General features: G+C 62.5%; 20 protein-coding genes and 1 pseudogene. 16 read left to right on the forward strand and 5 right to left on the reverse strand.

Features of this window, described 5'->3' with window-relative positions:
• From ACFOSU_RS19380 to ACFOSU_RS19390, 3 genes and pseudogenes are all read right to left on the reverse strand, one after another.
• Positions 1-100, reverse strand: a pseudogene (locus ACFOSU_RS19380) (EtfB protein); the annotation flags it as partial.
• A 187-nt stretch (positions 101-287) separates the two neighbouring features.
• Positions 288-1934 carry an electron transfer flavoprotein-ubiquinone oxidoreductase gene (locus ACFOSU_RS19385; protein WP_380691611.1) on the reverse strand — a complete coding sequence of 549 codons (1647 nt, stop codon included), beginning with the start codon at positions 1932-1934 and terminating at the stop codon, positions 288-290.
• A 148-nt stretch (positions 1935-2082) separates the two neighbouring features.
• Positions 2083-2874, reverse strand: a complete 792-nt coding sequence (locus tag ACFOSU_RS19390; protein WP_380691612.1) for an SDR family NAD(P)-dependent oxidoreductase — start codon at positions 2872-2874, stop codon at positions 2083-2085.
• A gap of 362 nt (positions 2875-3236) precedes the next feature.
• On the opposite strand from ACFOSU_RS19390, the gene ACFOSU_RS19395 reads away from it, so the two are divergent.
• From ACFOSU_RS19395 to ACFOSU_RS19415, 5 genes are all read left to right on the forward strand, one after another.
• The gene (locus tag ACFOSU_RS19395; protein ID WP_380691613.1) at positions 3237-4508 is read left to right on the forward strand and encodes a branched-chain amino acid ABC transporter substrate-binding protein; all 1272 of its coding nucleotides are present in this window, start codon (positions 3237-3239) and stop codon (positions 4506-4508) included.
• Between the two features lie 103 nt (positions 4509-4611).
• The gene (locus tag ACFOSU_RS19400) at positions 4612-5562 is read left to right on the forward strand and encodes a branched-chain amino acid ABC transporter permease (RefSeq protein ID WP_380691615.1); all 951 of its coding nucleotides are present in this window, start codon (positions 4612-4614) and stop codon (positions 5560-5562) included.
• The gene (locus tag ACFOSU_RS19405) at positions 5559-6848 is read left to right on the forward strand and encodes a branched-chain amino acid ABC transporter permease (RefSeq protein WP_380691616.1); all 1290 of its coding nucleotides are present in this window, start codon (positions 5559-5561) and stop codon (positions 6846-6848) included. Before ACFOSU_RS19400 ends, ACFOSU_RS19405 begins: the two co-directional genes overlap by 4 nt.
• The gene (locus tag ACFOSU_RS19410) at positions 6845-7591 is read left to right on the forward strand and encodes an ABC transporter ATP-binding protein (RefSeq protein WP_380691618.1); all 747 of its coding nucleotides are present in this window, start codon (positions 6845-6847) and stop codon (positions 7589-7591) included. The genes ACFOSU_RS19405 and ACFOSU_RS19410 overlap by 4 nt, the downstream gene beginning before the upstream one ends.
• Positions 7592-7611: 20 nt before the next feature.
• A complete protein-coding gene (locus ACFOSU_RS19415) occupies positions 7612-8307 on the forward strand; it encodes an ABC transporter ATP-binding protein (RefSeq protein WP_380691619.1) in 696 nt (231 codons plus the stop codon).
• A gap of 22 nt (positions 8308-8329) precedes the next feature.
• Here ACFOSU_RS19415 and ACFOSU_RS19420 read toward each other — a convergent pair whose 3' ends face one another.
• The gene (locus ACFOSU_RS19420; RefSeq protein WP_380691620.1) at positions 8330-9922 is read right to left on the reverse strand and encodes a class I adenylate-forming enzyme family protein; all 1593 of its coding nucleotides are present in this window, start codon (positions 9920-9922) and stop codon (positions 8330-8332) included.
• A gap of 831 nt (positions 9923-10753) precedes the next feature.
• Here ACFOSU_RS19420 and ACFOSU_RS19425 point away from each other — a divergent pair.
• The 8 genes from ACFOSU_RS19425 (at position 10754) to ACFOSU_RS19460 (ending at position 18255) form a co-directional block, all read left to right on the forward strand.
• A complete protein-coding gene (locus tag ACFOSU_RS19425) occupies positions 10754-11617 on the forward strand; it encodes a branched-chain amino acid ABC transporter permease (protein WP_380691622.1) in 864 nt (287 codons plus the stop codon).
• On the forward strand, positions 11617-12666 hold the full coding sequence (locus ACFOSU_RS19430; RefSeq protein ID WP_380691624.1) for a branched-chain amino acid ABC transporter permease: 1050 nt from the start codon (positions 11617-11619) through the stop codon (positions 12664-12666). The genes ACFOSU_RS19425 and ACFOSU_RS19430 overlap by 1 nt, the downstream gene beginning before the upstream one ends.
• Complete coding sequence (locus ACFOSU_RS19435; RefSeq protein WP_380691625.1) at positions 12659-13426, forward strand: ABC transporter ATP-binding protein; 768 nt, start codon at positions 12659-12661, stop codon at positions 13424-13426. The genes ACFOSU_RS19430 and ACFOSU_RS19435 overlap by 8 nt, the downstream gene beginning before the upstream one ends.
• Complete coding sequence (locus ACFOSU_RS19440) at positions 13413-14120, forward strand: ABC transporter ATP-binding protein (RefSeq protein ID WP_380691627.1); 708 nt, start codon at positions 13413-13415, stop codon at positions 14118-14120. The genes ACFOSU_RS19435 and ACFOSU_RS19440 overlap by 14 nt, the downstream gene beginning before the upstream one ends.
• A gap of 68 nt (positions 14121-14188) precedes the next feature.
• Positions 14189-15367 carry an ABC transporter substrate-binding protein gene (locus tag ACFOSU_RS19445; protein ID WP_380691628.1) on the forward strand — a complete coding sequence of 393 codons (1179 nt, stop codon included), beginning with the start codon at positions 14189-14191 and terminating at the stop codon, positions 15365-15367.
• A gap of 139 nt (positions 15368-15506) precedes the next feature.
• A complete protein-coding gene (locus ACFOSU_RS19450; protein ID WP_380691629.1) occupies positions 15507-16538 on the forward strand; it encodes an NADP-dependent oxidoreductase in 1032 nt (343 codons plus the stop codon).
• 420 nt (positions 16539-16958) lie between these two features.
• Positions 16959-17765, forward strand: coding sequence for an IclR family transcriptional regulator (locus ACFOSU_RS19455; RefSeq protein ID WP_380691631.1), 807 nt, complete (start codon positions 16959-16961; stop codon positions 17763-17765).
• A gap of 43 nt (positions 17766-17808) precedes the next feature.
• Positions 17809-18255 carry a PaaI family thioesterase gene (locus tag ACFOSU_RS19460; RefSeq protein WP_380691632.1) on the forward strand — a complete coding sequence of 149 codons (447 nt, stop codon included), beginning with the start codon at positions 17809-17811 and terminating at the stop codon, positions 18253-18255.
• Positions 18256-18287: 32 nt separating this feature from the next.
• On the opposite strand, the gene ACFOSU_RS19465 is transcribed toward ACFOSU_RS19460, so the two are convergent.
• On the reverse strand, positions 18288-18782 hold the full coding sequence (locus tag ACFOSU_RS19465) for a MaoC family dehydratase (protein ID WP_380691633.1): 495 nt from the start codon (positions 18780-18782) through the stop codon (positions 18288-18290).
• A gap of 369 nt (positions 18783-19151) precedes the next feature.
• Here ACFOSU_RS19465 and ACFOSU_RS19470 point away from each other — a divergent pair, with 369 nt between their 5' ends.
• From ACFOSU_RS19470 to ACFOSU_RS19480, 3 genes are all read left to right on the forward strand, one after another.
• On the forward strand, positions 19152-20360 hold the full coding sequence (locus ACFOSU_RS19470) for an acyl-CoA dehydrogenase family protein (RefSeq protein ID WP_380691634.1): 1209 nt from the start codon (positions 19152-19154) through the stop codon (positions 20358-20360).
• Positions 20361-20553: 193 nt separating this feature from the next.
• The gene (locus ACFOSU_RS19475) at positions 20554-21318 is read left to right on the forward strand and encodes an SDR family NAD(P)-dependent oxidoreductase (protein ID WP_380691635.1); all 765 of its coding nucleotides are present in this window, start codon (positions 20554-20556) and stop codon (positions 21316-21318) included.
• The gene (locus tag ACFOSU_RS19480; RefSeq protein WP_380691636.1) at positions 21318-22397 is read left to right on the forward strand and encodes a phosphotransferase family protein; all 1080 of its coding nucleotides are present in this window, start codon (positions 21318-21320) and stop codon (positions 22395-22397) included. The genes ACFOSU_RS19475 and ACFOSU_RS19480 overlap by 1 nt, the downstream gene beginning before the upstream one ends.
• The last annotated feature ends 77 nt before the right edge of the window (positions 22398-22474 follow it).

Below are 22474 nucleotides of genomic sequence, written 5' to 3' on the forward strand. Positions count from 1 at the left end.
TGTGCTTGACCCCGTTCTCGACGACGCCGCTGCCGTCCGGCTTGATCTGAATGCGCACGTTGTAGTCAATCGCGCGCTTGATGCTGACGAGTACTTTCATAGATGCCTTTCATGTGTAGCCGATGCCCGCCACGGCGCGACATCGGTGCGTGATTCGAAACACCGCCGATTAATCGAACGATGACCGGAAACGCGGTTGCCCGCATTACCCGGACGGCGTTCGTGCTCGAGCCGTACACTGTATACGAAGAGCATCGATTCGACGATTCTGATCGTTGGGCCCAAGGTTACATATTGTAATAGTTGGGCCCGGCGCCGCCCTCCGGCGTCACCCAGTTGATGATCTGATACGGGTCCTTGATATCGCAGGTCTTGCAGTGCACGCAGTTGGCTGCGTTGATCTTCAATTCCTGACTACCGGACTCGTTCTCGATCATCTCGTAGACATTGGCCGGGCAGAAGCGCGTGCAGGGATTGCCGTATTCCTCGGTGCAGCGCGTGGTGCAGATGTCGGGCTCGAGGATCTGCAGGTGAACCGGCTGATCCTCGTCGTGTTCGGTCTGGGCGAAATAGACCGAGGCCAGGCGGTCGCGCGGGGGCAGGTCGCGCTTGACGTAGTCCTGGGCCTCGTCGGGCGTCTGCGCCTCGACTTCGCTGAGCTTCTTGGTGGCCCGCCAGTCGGCGTGGTTGTGCAGGGTCCACGGCGACTTGCCGGCGACCACGGTTTCCCAGCCGGCATTCATCAGGCCCATCCACTTGCCCTTGAGAAAACCCGGGCGAATGTTGCGGACCTTCTTGAGTTCGCGGGCGACGTCCGATGCACGCAGGACAGCATCGAAGCCGTCCGCCTTGCCGGTGTCGATGACGTGATCGGCGGCGATCATGCCCGAGCGCATGGCGGTATGGATGCCCTTGATCTTGGGCACGTTGAGCGTGCCGGCGGCGTCGCCGACGATGACTGCGCCCGGCATCTCGAGCTTGGGCAGCGACTGCCAGCCGCCCTCGACCAGGGCGCGCGCGCCGGCGGAGACGATCTCTCCGCCCTCGAGCAAGGGCTTGATCTTGGCGTGCTGCTTGAGCTGCTGGAAGGCCTCGAACGGCTTGAAGCGCGGATCCTCGTAGTCGAGGCCGACCACGAAGCCGATGGCAATACGGTCGTCGTCCAGGTGATAGATGAAGCTGCCACCATAGGTGTCGTTCGACAGCGGCCAGCCGATGGTGTGCTGGATCAGGCCCGGCTTGCTGCGGCCCGCCGGCACTTTCCAGAGTTCCTTGAGGCCGATGCCATAGGTCTGCGGATCGCAGTCGCGGTCCAGCTCGAATTTCTTGATCAGCTGCTTGGTGCAGTTGCCGCGACAGCCTTCGGCGAAGATGGTGACCGGCGCATGGATCTCGATGCCGGGGGTGTAGCCGTCCTTGGCATTGCCCTGACGATCCAGGCCCATGTCCGGCGTGCGCACGCCCTTGACCGCGCCGTTGTCGTCGAAGACGGCTTCGGCAGCGGAAAAACCGGGATAGATCTCCACGCCCAGCGCTTCGGCCTTGGGCGCGAGCCAGCTCATCATGTTGGCCAGCGACACGATCACGTTGCCGTGGTTGTTCTGCTGCGGCGGCGTCGGCATTTTTGTCGCGCCGTCCTTCTTGAGCATCCAGAATTCGTCGTCGGTGGCTTTCACGCAGATCGCGGGCGGATCGTCGCGCCAGTCCGGCACCAGTTCGTCCAGCGGACCGGTCTCGATCACGGCGCCGGCCAGACTCTGGGCGCCGACTTCGGAGGCTTTTTCCAGCACGCAGACGTTCTTCTCGGGGTCTTTCTGCTTGAGACGCATCGCGGCGGACAGGCCCGCCGGACCGGCACCGACGACGACTACGTCGTATTCCATGACGTCGCGTTCTTGTTCTTCACTCATGCGTAATAACTCTTTCTGGAGCATGCGGGCGCCTGCCATGGCAGACGTTGATCCAGCAATTCATATCGGAGATTTATCTATTCAATCATCGCACCGATGACAGCAAAACGCTATTTGAGGCGATGCTCGAAACGGCTGATTTCGCCTGTCCATGATGTGTGGTGTCCGCTCGTCAATGCTTCATGCCGGGCATGTTGAGCGAGCTGCTGTTGCCACCGTCCACCGGCAATGCCTGGCCGGTAATATAGCTGGCGTCGTCGCTGGCGAGAAAGGCGATGGCGGCAGCGATTTCCTCCGGCCGGCCGAAGCGGCGCAGTTCGCAGCGCGAACCGAGCTTGTGTTCCTTGTCGTTGGCCGCGGCATAGTCGAAAACCGGCTGTGTCATCCCCGTTTTGATCAGGCCCGGACAGACTGCGTTGACGCGCACGTTGTAACTGCCGAGATCGCAGGCACTGGTCTGGGTCAGGCTGATGACGGCGGCCTTGGACGCGCTGTAGGCGTTGCCGCCCGCGCCCGAGCGCAGGCCGGCCACCGATGCGGTGTTCACGATGGCGCCCGTCCGGCGTTCACACATGTGACGAGACACCGCCCGGCTGAAATTCACCGCGCCGAGTAGATTGACGTCGAGAATCTCGCGCCAGGTCGCGGAATCGTTGCCGCTGATCGGCGAATAATCGCCGCCGGCGATGCCGGCGTTGTTGCACAGCACGTCGATGTGAGCGTGGTTCGCGATCACCGATTCGACCAGGGCGTCGACGGCGTTCTCGTCGCGGATATCGAGGGCATGAGCGGCATGGCGGGCAGGTTCTTCCAGCGATGCGATCACGGCTTCGAGCGCTTGCGCGTCGCGATCCACGGCCACGACCCGTGCCGCTTCGCTGGCGAAACGTTCGACGCAGGCACGGCCGATGCCGCCGGCGGCACCGGTGATCAGCACGATCTGTCCATCAAAACGTTTCGACATGGCTGGCATCGCCCACTGTGGTTCTGCTGATTGCCGAATTTTACAGAACGGCGCGGCGTGGTCAATATTTGTGAAATAGAGTTTCACCAAGCGGTCTGACGAGGATGAAGTGAGGCTGCATGCGTGCGGCATGCAATCGTTTTCGAATAACCGTCGGATCGTAAAGGACAAGATAATCAGTCGATTACGATCTGTGCCCGGCGCTCGATACCGGTATGGGGTGTCAGTATCCGGGGTCGAAGTCGGACAACGACTAAAGTCGCTTTGCCGTTGGCGCGACCGCCTGCTAGCTTCAGCAAAGCCGTGTGGCTGAAACAGGGCATATAAGTGGCCGTGGGGCCACATAAAAGGAGGGGATGAGGATGAAGCAATACATGACGCGCCTGCGGCGGATGACACTCACGCTGGCGACTGCACTGGCCGTGGTCGTGCCGACGACGGGCATGACCGCCGAAGACACCATCAAGATCGGTTATATCGACCCGCTGTCGGGCGCGTTCGCCAATGTCGGCGACGCCGGGCTCAAGCACTTCCAGTACCTGGCGGAGAAGATGAACGCGGCGGGCGGCGTGCTCGGCAAGAAGATCGAGATCGTGCCGTTCGATAACAAGACCAACGCCCAGGAGTCGCTGCAGATACTGCGCGAAGTGGCCGACCAGCATATTCACTACATCACCCAGGGCAACGGCTCCAGCGTGGCCGGCGCACTGGTCAGCGGTGTGGAAAAACACAACCAGCGCAATCCGGACAATCGCATCGTGTTCCTGAACTACGCGGCGGTCGATCCGGCCCTGACCAACGACAAGTGTTCGTTCTGGCATTTCCGTTTTGACGCCAACAGCGAAATGAAGATGAAGGCGATCACGGATTACATGGCCGACCAGAAGGACATCAAGAAGGTCTTTCTGATCAATCAGGATTATTCCCACGGCCAGTATATTTCCAAGGCCGGCAAGGAGATGCTCAAGGAGAAGCGCCCCGACATCAAGATCGTCGGTGACGTGCTGCATCCGATCGGCAAGGTCAAGGATTTCTCGCCCTATATCTCCCAGATCAAGTCGTCCGGCGCCGATGCGGTGATCACCGGCAACTGGGGCAACGATCTGTCGCTGCTGGTCAAGGCCGGCTCCCAGGCGGGTCTGGATGTCGACTGGTACAGCTACTATGCGGGCGGTCTGGGTACGCCCACTGCGCTGGGCAAAGGGGCGATCGGTCACGTCAAGATGATCACCGAATGGCAGGAGAATCTGGCGGTTCGCTACAAGGCGCCGGAACTGCAGTCCATGCTCGAGGAATTCGAGAACCGTTATTCCGGCATCGAGTTCTACTACCTGCGCGTCAAGACCGAAATGGACATGCTCAAGAAGGCCATGGAAAAGGCTGGCAGCACCGATCCGCTGAAAGTCGCCTATGCGATGGAAGGCCTGAGCGTGGATACCCCGTTCGGCAAGGCGACCATGCGCGGCGACGACCATCAGCTGTTGCAGACGCTGTTCATGTCCACCTTCACCGACGACTATCTGAAATACGACTCCGAGGGCACCGGCATCGGCTGGAAGATGGACGCCCGGATCCCGGCGGACGAAACGGCTACGCCGACCTCCTGTGAGATGAAGCGGCCGTCACGTTCCTGATCGACCACCATGACCGCTGAATAGGTCGTTCCCGGCGGCGTGGGCCTTTGGCCTGTGCCGCCGGAAACATCGGGATTGCCGCGTCTAGACGGATCGTTCTGCCATGCTCGAGTCGATTGTTTTCTCTGTTCTGAACGGGCTGCTGTACGGCATGCTGCTGTTCATGCTGGCCAGCGGGCTCACGCTGATCTTCGGCATGATGGGCGTGCTCAACTTCGCCCATGCCAGCTTCTACATGCTCGGCGCCTACTGCGCGTACTCGATCAGTCAGGTGCTGGGGTTCTGGCCCGCGTTGATCCTGGCGCCGTTGTTCGTGGGCCTGCTCGGCGCGCTCACCGAGCGTTTCGGGCTGCGCAACGTGCACAAGCACGGGCACGTGGCCGAGCTGCTGTTCACGTTCGGCCTGGTGTATGTCATCGACGAACTGGTGATCCTGCTCTGGGGGCAGATCGCTGTGCCGTATGGCATCCCGCCGTCGCTGGATTTCACCCTGTTCACGCTGTTCGGCAGTCATTTTCCGGCGTATCGCGGCTTCATTCTGCTGGTGGCGATCGCCATGTTCGCGGCGATCTACGTGCTGCTGGTACGCACGCGGGTCGGCATGATCATCCGTGCGTCGCTGTCGCATCCGGAAATGGTCGGCGCGCTCGGCCACGACGTGCCCCGGATCTTCACGTTCGTATTCGCGTTCGGCACCGGCCTGGCCGGGCTGGCCGGGGCGATGGCGGGCAACTACTACATCACCGAGCCGGGCATGGCGTTTTCCATGGGACCGATCGTGTTCGTGGTGGTGGTATTCGGCGGGCTCGGCTCGCTGGGCGGCGCGCTGGCCGCGTCGTTGATCATCGGGCTGGTCACCACGTTCGCGGTGAGCATGAACTACTCGGTCGCCGATATGCTCAATTCCGCGGGCCTGGTCATAGGGCCCGACTCCATGTTCGGCGGGCTGCTGAACATCAATTTCGCAAGGCTGGGCCAGATGCTGCCTTATCTGATGATGGTGCTGATTCTGATCTTCCGACCGCGCGGGCTCATGGGAGATCGTGAATCATGAGCGGCGCATCCAATAGCGGCGCAGCACTCGGTTCGTTGCTGCGTCAGATCATCGTCTGGGTAGTCTTCGCGGCCGTGGTGGTCGTGCTGCCGCATCTGTTTACCTCGGGCAGCTCGATTTCGATGATGAGCCAGATGGGCGTGTTCATTCTGTTCGCGCTGTCCTACAACATGCTGCTGGGCGAAGCCGGCATGCTCTCGTTCGGGCACGCCGTGTATTTCGGTATCGGCGGTTTCTTTACCCTGCATGCGATTCGGGCGGTCAACGACGGCGTGTTCTCCTGGCCTCTGGAGTTGATGCCGTTGGTCGGCGGTGCGGGCGGGCTGCTGTTCGGCATCATCTTCGGCAGCGTGTCGACCCGGCGCGCGGGCGTGACCTTTGCCATGATCACCCTGGGCATCGGTTCGCTGGTGGAGTCCAGCGCCAATATGTTCACCGACTTCTTCGGCGGCGAGAGTGGGATCTCGGCGAACCGGGTAACCGAAGTCACGCTGTTGCCGTTTTCCTACGGCCCGCAGATCCAGGTCTATTACCTGATCGGCGCCTGGACCGTGTTTGCCGCGCTGTTGATGTACCTGCTGACACGCACGCCGCTCGGACGTATCTCCAATGCGGTGCGCGACAACCCCGAGCGGGCCCAGTTCGTGGGCTACAACACGACCATGGCCCGGTTCGTCCAGTTCGCTCTGTCCGGTTTCTTCGCTGGCATTGCGGGCGGGCTGTTCGCGATCATGTTCGAGATCATGACCGCCTCGAACGTCGGGTTGATCCAGTCCGGCTCGGTGCTGCTGATGACCTTCATCGGCGGCGTCGGCGTGTTCTTCGGGCCGATCATCGGCGCCGTGCTGATCACCTACATGCAGACCGCGCTGAGCGGTTTCTCCGAAGGCTGGATCCTCTACTTCGGCCTGCTGTTCGTGTTCATGGTGATGTACGCGCCGATGGGAATCGCCGGCGTCATCGTGGCGCATTTCGCGCCCTGGCGAGCCGGCCAGCTGCATCGGCTGATACCCGTGTATGCCTTGGCGGTGGTGCCGGCAATGCTGGCACTGGCCGGCTTGGTGAGCGTGATCGAAATGGGCTATCACCTGTCGCTGGCCTACGATCCGTCGCAGCCGATCGATCTTTTCTATATGCAGGTCAACGTCACCCGCCTGCTGCCCTGGGTGGTGGCGGTAGTCGTACTCGCCGTCGGCGTGGCGCTGCTCAAATGGGTCTCCGGGCGTATTCGCGAACGCTGGAATGACATCAACAAGACGACGGAAAGGCCGGAGGCTGCCCGATGACGAGTGCATTGACGTTGACTGATGTCCACAAGAGTTTCGGTGCGGCACAGATCATCCGGGGCGTGAACCTGGCGGTCGAGCCCGGCGAGCGGCATGCGATCATCGGCCCCAACGGCGCCGGCAAATCCACGTTGTTCAACCTGATCAGCGGGCGCTACCTGCCCAGCCGCGGCGAGATCAGCCTGCACGGCGAGAAGATCAGCGATCTGCCGCCCTACAAGGTGAACCGCAAGGGCCTGAGCCGCAGCTTCCAGATCACCAATCTGTTTCACAACATGACGGTGTTCGAGAACCTGCGCTGTTCACTGCTGTGGGCGCAGGGCTACAAGTATTCGTTCTGGCATCTGATCGGCCGTCAGACCGGGCTCACCGAGGCGACCGAGCAGTGGCTCGAGCGCCTGGGGCTGGAGAAGCGCCGCGACGTGCAGGCTTCTCTGCTCACCTATGCCGAGCAGCGCACCCTGGAGATCGGCACCACCATTGCCGGCGGCGCCGACGTGGTTCTGCTCGACGAGCCGACCGCCGGCATGGGGCTGTCGGAGCGCGATCACGCCATGCGGTTGATTCGTGAAGTCACCCGCGACAAGACACTGCTGATCGTCGAGCACGACATGAGCGTGGTGTTCGAACTGGCCGACCGCATCAGCGTGCTCGTCTACGGCGAGGTCATCGCCAGCGACACGCCGGACGCGGTGCGCGGCAATGCCGCGGTCCAGGAAGCCTATCTTGGCGAAGCTCATTAGGCCCTAAACAGGTTCCCGGAATGCTCGAAATAAAAGATCTTCACGCCTACTACGGCAAGAGCCACGTGCTACAGGGCGTCAACTTCGAGGTGGGTGAGGGCGAAATCGTCAGTCTGCTCGGCCGCAATGGGGTCGGGCGCTCCACCACTTGCAAGGCGATCATGGGTCTGGTCGCGCCGCACGGATCGGTGCGTTTCCAGGGCGAGGATCTCGGCCGGCTCAAGTCGCATCAGGTGGCCCGCAAGGGCATCGGCTATGTGCCCGAGGACCGGCTCATATTCAGCGGCCTGACCACGCGCGAGAATCTGCAGATGGGCATCCAGAAAATGGGTGCCGAGGCGCTCTGGACCCTCGACGATGCCTACCGACTGTTTCCACGGCTGCAGGAGCGCGCGGACGTGAAGGCGGAAATGCTCTCCGGCGGCGAGCAGCAGATGCTCACCATGTGTCGCACGCTCATGGGCAACCCGAAACTGATCATGATCGACGAGCCCACCGAGGGGCTGGCGCCGCAGATCGTGACCCAGGTCGGCGATTTCCTGCTGGAAATTGCGGCCAAGGGCATCTCCATCCTGCTGGTCGAACAGCGCCTGAGCATTGCCATGCGCGTCTCGCACCGGGTCTATGTGATGGGTCACGGTCAGATCGTGTTCGAGGGCACCCCCGCCGATCTTGAGGCCAACGAGGCGGTGCGCAAGGAATGGCTCGAGGTCTGATCCGCGCTTGGGGTGGCCCGCATCAGTCGGCCCCGGCCTCGTCCAGATAGGGTTCGCGCAGCTCGCGCTTGAGGATCTTGCCGATGCTGCTGCGCGGCAGCTCGTCGCGCAGTTCCACGCCGGCCAGGCGCTGGCTGTGCCCGAGCTGGGTGTTGGCCCACTCGCAGATGACGGCGGGCGCGGTGTTGTCGTTGGCACGGCGTACGACCAATCCCAGTGGTGTTTCGCCCCAGCGTTCGCTGGGGATGCCGATCACGGCGGCATCGGCCACGCCCGGGTGCTGGAGCAGCACCGCTTCCAGATCCGAGGCATAGATATTGAAGCCGCCCGAGATGATCATGTCCTTCTTGCGATCCAGGATGGTGAGAAAGCCGTCGGCGTCCAGACGCCCGAGATCACCGGTCTTGAAGAACATGGCGCCGTGGGCATCGTGCCAGATCATCTGTTCGGTCAGGTCCGGCCGGTTGTAGTAGCCGGCCATCATCGCCGTGGCGCGGCCGACGATTTCGCCGGTCTCGCCGGCGGCGCACTCGCGGCCCTGTTCGTCCAGGATATTGAGTTCAACGCCTTCGGCGGGGCGCCCGACCGTATCCAGCTTGTCGGGGAAGGCGTTGGCGTCGAGCATGGTCGAGACGCCACCTTCGGTCAGCCCGTAGACCTCGACGAGCCGGCCGGGCCAGCGTTTCATTGCGTCTTCCATGACCGAACGCCGCAGCGGCGCGCTGGTCGAGGACTTGAGCCGGAAGCTGGAGAGGTCGAAATCGTCGAAATCCGGATGCGCGAGCAGACGCTGGTATTGCACCGGCACCAGCATGGCGTGGGTAACGCGCTCGCGTTCGGCCAGTTCCAGGAAGCCGCGTTCGTCGAACTTGGGCATGAGCACCAGGGTGCCGCCGCCGTTGAGCGCCGGCAGGGCCGATACCAGCGTGGTGTTGGAGTACAACGGCGTCGATACCAGGGTGATCGCGGTGTCGTCGTAGCCGTAGGCGGCCAGCCGGTAGAGCTGGCGCGCGCGCATGCGATGGTCGTGGAGGATGCCCTTGGGTGTGCCCGTGGTGCCCGAGCTGTAGATCAGGTTGAAGTGACGATCCGGGGTCACCGCGGCCGGCTCGATCTCGCCGGGGCTTTCGGCGACCCAGTCCTCGAAGGCGCGCCAGCCGGGGGCTTCGAAATCCAACGCCAGCCGGTGTGCCGGCGCGATCGCATCGACGTTGTCGATATGCGTGCCCAGCGCATCGCGGCCTTTCGCCGAAACCAGCAACACGCGCGCGTCGGAATCCCGCAGCATGGCCTCGAGCGCGGCGCCGGTGGCCATGCTCGACAGGGGCACCGCGCAGGCGCCGGCATGCAGGGTGGCGGCGAACAGCTCGAGGTACTCGGGGCAGTTGTGCGCCAGCATCGCGACCTTGTCGTCGGCACCGATGCCGGCGGCCTGCAGGCGACCGGCGATCAGGCGCACACGCGCATGGAACGCGGCCCAGGCGATACGGCGCCTGCCGTACACGATCGCGGTGTGGTCGGGCTGTGCGCGCGCGGTGCGCTGCAGCCGCGCCGGAAAAGAGGCGAACGGATCAGGGCTGTCCGCGGGATCGACGATCTGTGTTTGTCGGGTCACGTATGTTCCCAGATGGATTGATGGCTGTACGAACGGGCGCGGTGGCGTCAGCGATCCGGCGCACGGGGTCGCTCGATAATACGCGAGCTCGCGCCGGTCGCGCGCTGCGGTGATGAGGCGCCGGGACGGAAAATTGCGCGTGACGACCGCCCGGTCGGAAATTGCGTCGGTCGCGGGGTGGCTGTCTTCGATAGGCGGTCTACGACTTTGGTCGTGTGACCTATGCGGTCGGTCAGCAACCGGGTCACCGAAACCATCGCGGGCAATTCTCTGTGCATGTCGGGCCAGCGGCCGTCGAGCGCCTCGCCGTGGTGTCGGCTGTTCGCCCGCACAGGCTTTGGCTACGGCGTTCCGCGCGTACAAACACTGCGGGCGGCGCGGACGAGACTGCGCTTAGCCCTTGATTAACAGCGTAAAACCGACTGCGAAAAGCGGTAAAAATGTCTGCAGACAACAAGTGAAATGTTGTTTCATAATCTGTTGACGCCTGCCTGACAGCATGGCAGCTTTACTCCGGTTCAAAAAAGAAAAGGCGTCGTCCGGTAACCGGCAGAGATCGGAGCCATCCCGGGACGTATCGCCGATAGAGGAGATTCATCGATGACGCACTCCCACGCATGGGCCCGGTCTGCACGCATGTTCCGCCTTCGCCGAATGACGCTGTCGGCGAACGGTGGCGGCGCACCGCGTGCCGGCGGCCTGCGCGCGCCGCTATAGCGTCCTGTGTCGATGAGCGCATGGCCCGAACGCCCACTGGGCCACTGAATCTGAAATCGTCTGCATGTCCGCTTGCCGGGCGTGCCCTTCATTCGTAACCAGGGAGATTTCGTCTTGGAACTGTTTCTACAGCAGGTGCTCAACGGCCTGACGCTCGGCAGTATCTATGGGCTGGTCGCGCTGGGTCTGACGCTGGTGTACGGCATCCTGCATGTGCCCAATTTCGCCCACGGCGCGCTCTACATGATCGGCGCCTACGCCGCCTATTTCGGCATGGTCGATATCGGGCTCAACTACTGGGTGGCGATGGTATTTGCCGCGGCGATCGTGGCCGTCATTTCGGTGGTTTGCGAACGCCTTGTGTTCCATCCGCTGCGGCACGCGCCGCCCATTCACGACAAGATCGCGGCCATCGGCCTGCTGCTGTTCTTCGAGGCGGTGGTGCAGATGTACTGGGGCGCGGATTTTCTGCGCATGCCCTCGGCGTCGATGGAGATATTCCGCTTCGCCGGCCTGACCCTGCCGGCCCAGCGCCTGCTGATCATCGTCGGGGCGTTCGCCCTGATGGGCGCGCTGCATCTGTATCTGAAGAAAACCATGACCGGCTCGACCATCATCGCCATGGCCCAGAATCGTGAAGGCGCGTTTCTGGTTGGCATCGATGCCAACCGGGTGGCGATGATGACGTTCGCCATTGCCGGCGGCCTGGCCGCGGTGGCGGCAACGCTGTTCGCGCCCATCAATCTGGTCTATCCGGCGATGGGCAATCTGGTCCTGCTCAAGGCGTTCGTGATCATCATCCTCGGCGGTATGGGCAGTATTCCCGGCGCCATCGTCGGCGGTTTGATCATCGGGTTTTCCGAGGCCCTGGGCGGTTTCTATGTATCCAATGACTACAAGGATCTGATCGCCTTCCTGCTACTGGTCGTCATTCTGTCGATCAAGCCCACCGGGCTGTTCACGCAGGGGGTGCGCTGATGAATGCGGTAGTCAATTTCTTCACCAGCGCGGCCATGCGCTGGCTGTTGCTGGCGCTCGCGATCGTGTTTCCGTTCGTGGCCGCGGGCGAGTACCAGATCTATGTGATGGCGATGGCGTTCATCTGGGCCATCGCGGTCTACGGCATGAACATCATCACCGGCTACTGCGGCCAGCTGAATCTGGCGCACGGCGGATTCTTCGCCATCGGCGCCTATGCCGTGGCGATTCTTACCGTCGACTACGCCTGGCCGTTCTGGCCGGCGTTTCTGGTTGCCGGACTGTTCGGCGCGGTGTTCGGCTTTCTGGTCGGGCTCGTGTCGCTGCGGCTCAAGGAACACTATTTCGCGATCTTCACGCTCTGCGTCGGCTTCATCATCTATATCCTGATCGAGAAGTCGGAAGCGCTGACCCACGGCACCCTGGGTATCATCAACATCGCGCCGCCGGAAGGCTTCGGGCTGGTCGATTTCACCCGCACGATTCCCTTCTATTATCTGGTGCTCGCCTTTCTCGTGCTCGCGGTCTGGCTGACGCGGCGTATTTCCGAGTCGCTGCTCGGGCGTACCTTCCGCGCCATCCGTATCAGTGACGATCTGGCCCAGTCGCTGGGCATCAACCTGATGCGCAACAAGGTGCTCGCCTTCGTGCTGTCGACCGTCTATGCGGCATTCGCCGGCGGCCTGTATGCCGGTGTGGTGCGCTTCATCGGCCCGGCCGAGGCCGACATCCTGCACACCTTCGACATGATCGCCTACCTGCTGGTCGGCGGCATCGGTACCCTCATGGGCCCGATTCTGGGCACGCTGATCATCACCTGGCTGACCCAGATGCTGCAGTCGTTCGAGGAGTACCGGATGATCATTTTCGGGCCGATGCTGGTGCTGCTGGTGATCTTCTTCCCGAAAGGCATCGTGGGCAGTTTCCTGGCCTGGCGTGGACGCCGTGCCGCGCGTAATGCGCCGGCGGTTCGGCGCGAATCGCGTGTCGCCGGCGACTCCGCTGCGACCCGGCCAGCCACCCGAGAGGAGGCACGCGACAATGCTTAAGATCGACGGACTCACCAAGCGTTTCGGTGGCCTCGCCGCGGTCAACGATGTCAGCGTCGAATTCGGTGCCAATCAGATCAACGCGATCATCGGCCCCAACGGCGCCGGCAAGACCACGTTCTTCAATCTGGTGGCCGGTGCCATGCCGCCCACCGAGGGCACGATCGTGTTCAACGGCCAGAGCATTGCCGGCAAGGCCCCCGATGCGATCGCCCGCATGGGCATCGCGCGTACCTTCCAGACCACCATGCTGTTCGAGGAGTCGACCGTGCTCGACAACCTCATCGTCGGCCATCGCCTGCGCACGCAGTCGCGGCTGTGGGACGTGATCGTCAACTCCAAACGCCTGCGCGCCGATGAAAAACGCTGCCGCGAAAAAGCCGAGGAAGTACTCGACTTCGTCGGCCTGTCGCATGTGGCCCAGCGCTATATCGCGGATACCAGTCAGGAAGAGCGCAAGCGGGTGGCGTTCGCGCTGGCGCTGGCGACCGACCCGCAGCTGGTGCTGCTGGACGAGCCCGCCGGCGGCATCAATCCCGAGGAGACCGACAGCCTCGCGCAGATGATCCGCAAGATGGTCGACCACGGCGTCACCGTCTGCCTGATCGAACACAAGATGGACATGATCATGCGCCTGGCCGACAAGATCATGGTGCTGGACCACGGCGAAAAGATCGCCGAGGGCACGCCGGAACAGATCAAGAACGACCCGGTCGTCATCGAAGCCTATCTGGGGAGCGATCAAGATGTTGAAGCTTGAGAACGTCGACGCGAAATATGCCAGCTTCAAGGCACTGGACGGCGTGTCGATGGATATCGAGCCCGGCGAACTGGTCGTCCTGCTGGGCTCCAACGGCGCCGGCAAGACGACGCTTTTCAATACCATCAGCGGACTGCTCAAGCCGGCGGCCGGGCGTATTCATGTCAACGGCCGCGACATGACCGGCAGCAAGCCGTCGGCGCTGGTGCAGGCAGGCGTGGTGCAGTGTGCCGAGGGACGCAAGCTGTTTCCCGACATGTCGGTGCTCAAGAACCTCATGCTCGGCGGTTATGTGCATCGGCGCGACCGTGCCGGTATGAAGAACACCCTCGAGCACGTGCTCGCCATGTTTCCCATTCTCGACGAAAAGAAGAACGAGGCCGCGGGCTCGTTGTCCGGCGGCCAGCAGCAGATGGTCGCGCTCGGGCGCGCGCTCATGGGCCGGCCGAAGCTGCTGCTGCTCGACGAGCCGTCGCTGGGGCTGGCGCCACTGGTAGTCAAGCAGGTCTTCGAGACGATCAAGACCATCAACGCCGAGGGCACCACCGTGCTGCTCGCCGAACAGAATGCCTATGCCGCGCTCAAGATCGCCACGCGGGCCTACGTCATCGAGAACGGCCGGCTTGTCATGCAGGGCGATCGCGATGAAATGCTCGGCAACGAAGCCATACGCAAGGCCTATATCGGCGCCTGATGGCCGACATGAGCGCAACCGCAGACCACAAACAATGAACTGTATACACCAGGGGAGATAGATAGACCATGAAACTCAATCGTACTTTTCGCCGCATCGCCGGTGCCGGCGCCGTCAGTGCCGTGCTCGGCCTGGGCACGGTCGGCTTAGCCCAGGCGGCCGATGTCAATATCGGTTTCACCGGACCGCTTAGCGGCGGTGCCGCGCTCTACGGGCAGAACACGCTCGAGGGCCTGAAGATGGCGGCCAAGGAAATCAATGCCGGCGGCGGCATCAAGGTCAGCGGCGAGTCCTACAACATCGACCTGGTCAGTCTCGACGACAAGTATTCGCCCAGCCAGGCCGCCGTCAACGGCAAGCGTCTGACCCAGCAGTACGACACTCCGGTGGTGTTCACACCGCATTCCGGCGGCACCTTCGCGCTTCAGGCCTTCAACCAGCGCGACGGCTTCCTGATCATGTCCTATACGTCGATCCCGTCGGTCACCACCAAGGGCAACAAGCTCACGGTCAAGATCCCGCCGAACTTCACCGACTACGTCGAGCCGTTTACCAAGATCGCCATGGAGCGTTTCGGCAAGAAGCTGGGTGTGGCCAACGCCACCCATGACTATGCCAAGTACTGGACCAAGTCGTTCGTGCCGGCCTGGGAGAAAGCCGGCGGTGAAGTGGTTGCCAGCAATCCCATGGACTACAACAAGTCCGCCGATTTCTATACCGGCGTGAGCAAGGTACTGGCCGCGAAACCCGACGTGCTATTCGTCGGTGGTGCCTCCGAACCCACCGGTCTGGTCGTGCGTCAGGCCCGGGAGCTGGGTTTCCAGGGCGGATTCGTGATCATGGATCAGGCCAAGATCGATGAAGTGGCGGAAGTGGCCGGCGGCATGAAGGCGGTCGAGGGCAGTGTCGGTGTGACCCCGCTGGCGTTCTCCGAAAACAAGGGCGCCAAGATCTTCCAGAAGAAGTTTGAGAAGGACCACGACAGCGTGCCCACGTCCGAGACCGCCTATAACTACTTCGCGCTGCATCTGGTGGCCAAGGCCATGGAAGATGCCGGCACGGTGTCGGACGCGACCAAGATCCGTGCGGCGATTCCGGCGGCACTCAAGCAGTTGCCGATCGAGAACAATCCGTATGACGTGAAGCAGATCAGCGACAACGGCAATCTCGCGGTCGACCCGGAGATCGCGGAAGTGGTCGACGGCAAGATCACCCTGCGGCGCATGTCCGAAGTCAGCGCCGAGTAGAAGCGGCGAATCGAGGCCGTAAGTGACAGAAGAGGCGCTTTCGGGCGCCTCTTCTTTTTAGCCGCGGCCATCTATATTTCGACCGGCGTACGATGACCGCTGACGCCGGGTTTCTTCACTTATATTCGGGACAATCGACATGAGCACGAATCAACAGATCATTCTCGCCAAGCGTCCGACCGGCATGCCCGATGCGAGCAACCTGCAGCTGCGAGACGGGCCGATGCCGAGCTGCGGCGACGGCGAGGTACTCGTGCGCACCATCTATCTGTCGCTCGATCCGTACATGCGTGGGCGCATGAGCGCGGCCAAATCCTATGCGGCGAGTGTGGCCGAAGGCGCGGTAATGGAAGGCGCGACCGTGGGCCAGGTGGTCGAATCCCGCTACGCCGATCTCGCCGAAGGCGATTTCGTGCTGGCCCACGGCGGCTGGCAACAATACAACGTGCAGGCGGGCAAGCAGCTACGCCGGCTGGACCCGGCCGATGCGCCCATCAGTACCGCCGTCGGCGTGCTCGGCATGCCGGGATTCACTGCCTATGTCGGCCTCGAGGAAATCGGCAAGCCACAGTCCGGCGAAACCGTGGTGGTGTCGGCCGCGGCCGGTGCGGTCGGGCAGGTCGTCGGCCAGATCGCCAAGCTCAAGGGCTGTCGTGTGGTCGGCGTCGCCGGCGCCGACGACAAGTGCCGGCACGTGGTCGAGGCGTATGGCTTCGACGCCTGTGTGAATTACAAGGATGATGATTTCTTTGAACAGCTCGAGGCCGCCTGCCCGGACGGCGTCGACGTCTATTTCGAAAACGTGGGCGGCACCGTGTTCGACGCGGTCATGCGCCTGTTCAACGATTTCGCTCGTATTCCGGTCTGCGGACGCATCGCCCACTACAATGATACCGACGCGCCGCCCGGGCCGGACCGTCTGCCCGGCTTCATGGGCCAGATTCTGATCAAGCGTCTGTTGTTCAAGGGCTTCATCCAATTCGACTACATTCATCGCCGACCCGATTTCAAGCGCGATATGAGCGCCTGGGTGCGAAACGGCGAGGTGCGCTATCAGGAAGATATCGTCGTCGGACTGGAAAACGCGGTCGATGCGTTCCAGGGGCTCCTGCAGGGGCGCAATCGCGGCAAGCTGCTGATTCAGGTAGGTGACGACCCCAGCCGTAGCTGATCGAGCGCGTGAAGAATGGCTCGGATATGCGGCGCCGCAGTGCGGCATTCCTGCGCATGAATGATCACTTGTTCTGCATGGCGAAATGCAAGTCGCCGAATATCAAGCGATTGGGAAACCGTTGTTTGTTTTTTATTTTTGATAAAAATAATATTTATTAGATAGTTGTGATGATACACCTCGTAATGCGGGCGTTATCGGTGGTAGTGGCGCGCGGTTGGCTGTAGCAGTATCTGACAAAAATGCCTACTGTTTCGCTTGGCAGTCACGCGCTAATGCCGGGTACATGCTGCGGCAGTGCTCGGCCGGGGGTATCGACAACGCTTCGGCGTCGCGTCGCGCCGCGGCGGATTTTGCAGTGCGTACCGCAACACGCGGGTGCCGTCGTCGTCACACTCATGTGTTGGGAGCACAGATAAGATGCGCAAGACGCAGTTACGAGCAGATGCGGATACCAAGGGTCATAATTTCGTTACCGCACTGGCCCGCGGTCTGGAATTATTGCGCTGTTTCGGCGATGCATCCGAATATCTGGGCAATGCCGAACTTGCCAAGCGCACGGACATCCCGCGGCCGACTGTCTCGCGGTTGACCGCGACGCTGACCCAGCTGGGTTATCTGCTGTATCTGCCGCATCTGGAAAAATACCGGCTGGGCCCGCGCGTGCTCGATCTGGGCTACCGCTATCTGGCGAGCGAGGGTGTCGGCAATATCGCGCGTCCGTTCATGCAGGAGCTGGCCGATGCCACCGATTGCATGATTGCGCTCGGCGTCCAGGAGGGCAACCAGATCACCTATACCCAGACCTGCCAGGGGCCCGGTCCGCTTATTCTGCGCATGCAGGTCGGTTCCCGTGTGCCGATGGCGCATTCGGCCATGGGCCGCGCATTTCTGGCCGCCTCGGCGCCGGCCGATCGCGAGGCCTTGTACACGCTCATCGAAGCCGATGATCCCGAGAACTGGTCGGCCACGCTGGAGTCTCTCAACCGTGCCTACGAGGATTACGAACGCTACGGTTTCTGCATGACCGAAGGCGAATGGAGCCGCGACATCAGCGGTGTCGGCGTGCCGCTCGTGCTCGAGAACGGCCAGCGCATCGTGGCGTTCAACTGTGGTGGCGCCGCGCTGCGACTCACGCGTGACGTGATGGTGAATAACCTCGGGCCGCGTCTCAAGGACGTTGTGGACCAGGTCCGCGAACTGGTTGTCGGCGGCCACAACGACTGATCGTTACACTACCCGCAATATTCTTCCGACTATTGCGTTCTCCATGCCCGAACTGACGATGGCCCAGGCCACCGCCAAGTACGACCGCGGTTTTGCGATCGAACTTGGTTTTGAGTTTCTCGAGTGGGGGCCCGAACATGCCGTGATCGGCATGCAGGTCAGGGACAAGCACCTGAATCTGGCGGGCATCATCCACGGTGGCATTCTCGCCTCGCTGCTGGATATCGCGGGGTCCGCCGCCGGTAGCTTCTGTCCGTACCCGGACCGCATCCGCAAGGTCATCACCCTGTCGATGACCACGACTTATACCGGCCAGGCCGGTATAGGTTATATCCGTGCCGTGGCGCGACGTCGTGCCGGTGGCCGCCGGATATTCAACGCCAGTGTCGATATTCTCGATGCCGACGACCGGCTGCTCGCGATGGGCGAGGGCACCTTCCGCTTTCGTTCGGGCAGCGAGGAAGTCGAGGGCGTGGCGTTCGAAGGCTAGATCGTCTTGGGCGATCGACGTCGTCCGGCGTCTCAGACGATCGGCCGCATCCGCAACAGATAACGATGCTCGCCGTCGAGCACGCAGACCCGGTTCTGATTGTGGATGGTCGTGCGCATGGTCAGCACGCCGGTAGTGCGCTGTGCCTGCAGATCGGCAATGACCAGTTGCGGATAGAGTGTGTCACCGCTATGGACCGGTGCGAGAAAACGCGATGACTGGTCCAGAAAAGCGATCAGCGACTCGCTTACCTGATGCGGGAACAGCCCCGCGCCGGCGGCGGTGAAACACAGCACCTGCAGGCCGTGCGCCAGCATCCCGGAATGACCGTGGGCCTGGCAGTAGGGCGTGTCGTAGTGAATCGGGTGGTTGTCGCCCGACAGCGCCTGGAAGGCCGAGAAATGCGCCTCGGTCACGGTGCGACTCGGCAGGACGAAGCGTTCACCCGTCTCGAAATCCTCGAACCAGCGTTGCCGGGTCGTGCGGTGGTGTCGCGGATCGAATTCGGGGTCGGGTTGTGCGGCCATGGCGATACCGTCGGTGGTGGGGGTGATGTTGAGTCCAGGGCATACAGCAGTGTCTGTCCTGGCGAATTATCGCCTGGGAGATAAGCTGATCACGTCTCTGCGGTCAAGCGCGGCGTGCGCAGAACGCGCGGTGTTAAAGCTCAGGCGCGGGGTCGACTACGCGCGGCTCACGATGGTCGAGCGCGCGCGATCCCACGCAGGTATAGTGACACGGTGAACGCTCGTTCAGTCATCTGCCTGAAACCGCGTTTCAAAAATTGACGCTCCCGGCGAGCTGTGTCAGTTTCGCCGATCGATAACAACAGGCTCGATGCGCAACCGATCATTCCGCGATTCGGGCGGGCGAGCCCAGGCCAATGAGGAGATGCCATGCAGGCTCTATCACAGCGCGGCCAGGAATTGCGTGACCAGTTGCTCGCATTCATGGACGCCCACGTTTATCCGTCCGAAGCCGTCCACGCCCAGCAGCAGGCCGAGTCGAGCGATCGCTGGACACCGCCGCCGATACTCGACGAACTCAAGGCCAAGGCAAAAGCCGAGGGCCTGTGGAATCTGTTCCTGCCGGAAAGCGAATACGGCGCCGGACTGTCGAACTACGACTACGCCCATCTGTGCGAGATCATGGGCCGCAGTTTCATCGCCCCGATCGTGTTCAACTGCAGCGCGCCGGATACCGGCAACATGGAAGTGCTGACCCGCTACGGCAGCGAGGCCCAGCAGCAGAAATGGCTGCAGCCGCTGCTCGACGGCGAGATCCGTTCCTGCTTCTCGATGACCGAGCCGGACGTGGCCTCCTCGGACGCCACGAATATCGCCACCGAGATCAGGCGCGACGGCGACGAGTACATCGTCAACGGCCGCAAGTGGTGGTCCTCCGGTGCGATGGCCAGCAACTGCAAGATCGCCATCGTCATGGGCAAGACCGATACCTCGGCGGCCAAGCATCAGCAGCAGTCGATGATTCTGGTGCCGCTCGACACGCCCGGCGTGAAGATCGAGCGGGCCCTGCACGTGTTTGGCTACGACCACGCCCCCAAGGGCCACGCCGAGATCCATTACGACAACGTGCGCGTGCCGGCGGACAATCTCATTCTCGGTGAAGGCCGTGGTTTCGAAATCGCCCAGGGCCGCCTCGGGCCGGGCCGTATCCATCACTGCATGCGTACCATCGGTGTCGCCGAGCGCGCGCTGGAGCTGATGTGCAAGCGCGCCGACGAGCGCGTGGCTTTTGGCCGCAAGCTCTCGGAGTTCGACTCCGTCGGCAAGAGCATCGCCCGTTCTCGTATCGAGATCGATCAGGCCCGCCTGCTTACCCTCAAGGCCGCCCAGATGATGGACGAGGTCGGCAACAAGCAGGCCCGTCAGGAGATCGCCATGATCAAGGTGATCGCCCCGGAAATGGCGCTCAAGGTGCTGGATCGTGCGATCCAGGTGCACGGCGCCATGGGCGTCTGTCAGGACACCTTCCTGGCCTCCGCCTGGGCCAACGTACGCACGCTGCGCCTGGCCGACGGTCCCGATGAAGTCCATCTCGACACCATCGCCAAGCTGGAGATGCGTCGCCAGCGCGGTAACTGAAGGCATTGCCGACACGCGTCGTGACTACGTCGTCAGAAGAAAAAGCAGTCATCCGCAGATTTCGCAGATGGCGCAGATTTGAGAAGGAAGCAGGCATTACATGTCTGGATTCAATCTGCGTCATCTGCGGATAGTCTTGATCTGTATTTTTGAACGCTCCCGCTGCGTGCGAGTAAGGAAAAAGGAGAACAACATGGCCAATCTATTCGACCTCACCGGCAAGGTTGCCGTCATCACCGGTTCCAGCCGCGGCATCGGCAAGGCCGTCGCCCAGCAGATGGCGGCCCACGGTGCCAAGATCGTCGTCTCCAGCCGCAAGGCCGAGGCCTGCGAAGCGGTGGTTGCCGAACTCAAGGCCGACGGCCACGACGCGATCGCCGTGCCGTGCCATGTCGGCAAGAAAGAAGACCTGCAGCATCTGGTCGATACCGCGATCGCAACCTATGGCCAGATCGATATCCTGGTCTGCAACGCGGCCACCAATCCGGTCTACGGCACCACCGCCGACATGACCGACGAGGCCTGGGACAAGATTCTGGAAACCAACGTGCGCGGCACCTTCTGGCTGTGCAATATGGTCTTGCCGGGCATGGCCGAACACGGCGGTGGCAACGTCATCGTGCTGTCGTCGATCGCCGGCCTGCGGGGCAACAGCGTGATCGGCACCTACGGCGTGTCGAAAGCCGCCGAGGCGGCACTCGCACGTAATCTGGCGGTGGAGTGGGGGCCGAAGAACATTCGTGTCAACGCTATCGCGCCGGGGCTGGTGCGCACCGATTTCGCCAAGGCGCTGATCGAGGACCCCAAGCGTCTCGAGCAGGCCGAAAAACGCACCCCCGTGCGCCGTATCGGCGAGCCCGATGATATCGCCGGCGTGGCGGTATTCCTGGCCAGCCAGGCCAGCGCCTACGTCACCGGCCAGACGCTCGTCGCCGACGGCGGCGAAACGATCAGCTAGTGTCGTCGAGCCCACACAGCGGTGCGCCGGAGATCGTCGGAATCCGCGAAGCGCATCGCTTCTATATTCCCGCGCTCGGTGACTATCTCGCCGCGCACGGCCTGCTCGACGGCAGCCTGCGGGTGATGCAGTTCCAGGGCGGGCAGTCGAACCCGACGTTCCTGCTGGAAACCGATACCGAGGAGGCGACCCACCACTACGTGCTGCGCAAGCAGCCGCCCGGCGAGATCCTGCCGTCCGCGCACCGTATCGATCGCGAGTACAAGGTCATGGCCGCGCTCGCCGGCTCGGACGTGCCGGTGCCGGCCATGCATGTCTACTGCGAAGACGCCGATATCATCGGTACGCCGTTCTATGTGATGGATTACGTCGAGGGTCGGGTGTTCGCCGACCCGTCGTTGCCGGAACTGGCCGTGGGCGAGCGCGCCGGCGTCTACCACGCGCTGGTGGATACGCTCGCGGCGCTGCACGCGGTCGACGTCAAGGCGGTCGGCCTGGAGACGTTCGGCCGGCCCAACGGCTATGTCGAGCGCCAGATCCGGCGCTGGCGCAGTCAATACGAAGCCTCCGCCGAGCAGACCGACCCGGCGATGGATGCGCTGGGCGAATGGCTCGAGGCACGGATCCCGCCGGACACGCGGCCGGCCATCGCCCACGGCGATTTCCGCATCGGCAATCTGCTGCTCACCCCTGATCTGTCGGGCGTGGCCGCGGTCCTGGACTGGGAACTGGCCACCATCGGCCATCCATTGGCCGATCTCGCCTATGCCTGCATGCCCTACTATCTGCCGCACGGCGTGGCCGGAGTGAAGGGCATAGAGGGGCTGGATCTGTCGGCCCACGGTATTCCCAGCGAGGCCTCGCAGCTCGAGCGTTACTGTGCGCGGCGCGGCATCGACGGTATCGACGACTGGCCAGTGTTCGTCGCCTTCGCGCTGTACCGCACCGCCGCTATTCTGCAGGGCGTCTATGCACGCGCGCTACAGGGCAACGCCAGCAACGCCAATGCGCTGCAGGTGGGCAAGCGCGCCGGCCTGATCGCCGAGCGCGGCTGGGCGGTGGCGCAGGGAGTCGACTGATCACTCTTGAGCCAACGCCAGCGGAGAAAGGGTTATCCGCGGATAGACGCAGATGAACGCAGATAAAATTCATGAAA

The sequence above is a fragment of the Salinisphaera aquimarina genome (genome assembly GCF_042643355.1).
Classification (GTDB): domain Bacteria; phylum Pseudomonadota; class Gammaproteobacteria; order Nevskiales; family Salinisphaeraceae; genus Salinisphaera; species Salinisphaera aquimarina.